We start from the raw sequence: 633 nt of genomic DNA, 5'->3' as shown, positions 1-633 counted from the left end.
ATAACGTAGACCTTACCCCACTGAAAGAAAATGTCTGCAAGCGACAACATTTTGCACGCCACCAAATCGCCCGAAAAATAATGCGGTTGCATAGAGTCGCCCCGCACAGCTATGAGGAAGTCGGCATTTCGGAACGATGGGACAAGAAACCGCTCGCACTCGGACAGCATTACGGTTTGGCTGCCGGCAAAAAAGCCTGCCATAGCTTCTACTGTAATAAGCGGGATACCCGTGCTGTCATTAGTCGGTATCAAACTATGTTCTTTATACATATTGCCTTTGCCAGTCAATAGCCATTCGATATTAAGCATAGAGTATTTCTCTAATATGTCACATATCTTATCCACACCTATACTTTTGCTTATGCTATTTACATAACCATTAGCAACATCAATGCTTTTTTCAAATGCAGCTACACTAATATTTTGCGCTTTGCAGAAAGCCTTAACCCTATCTTTAACCATAAAATCATATTTAATAGAGAAAAACTCTATGATTTATTTTGATATTAGAGAATTTCCCTATATCTTTGTACCGTGTTTAGTATAACACAGCGCGCAAATATACAAAAAAAAGTGCAGAAAATCGAAGTTAAACCAAATTGGAAAAGCCACACTAATTTGACCCACCCTG

The 633-nt window shown here is 39.2% G+C and carries 1 protein-coding gene; it reads right to left on the bottom strand.

All coding sequences use genetic code 11. The features are described 5' to 3' along the window. Positions 1-272: S24 family peptidase (locus HMPREF3034_RS13065; RefSeq protein ID WP_304437837.1), on the bottom strand; the 272-nt coding region annotated here is incomplete at its 3' end. Positions 273-633 lie beyond the last annotated feature (361 nt).

Origin of the sequence: Prevotella sp. DNF00663, assembly GCF_001553265.1 — a bacterium.
In the GTDB taxonomy this organism is placed as follows: Bacteria; Bacteroidota; Bacteroidia; order Bacteroidales; family Bacteroidaceae; genus Prevotella.
This window is presented reverse-complemented; position numbering and strand designations above follow the sequence as displayed.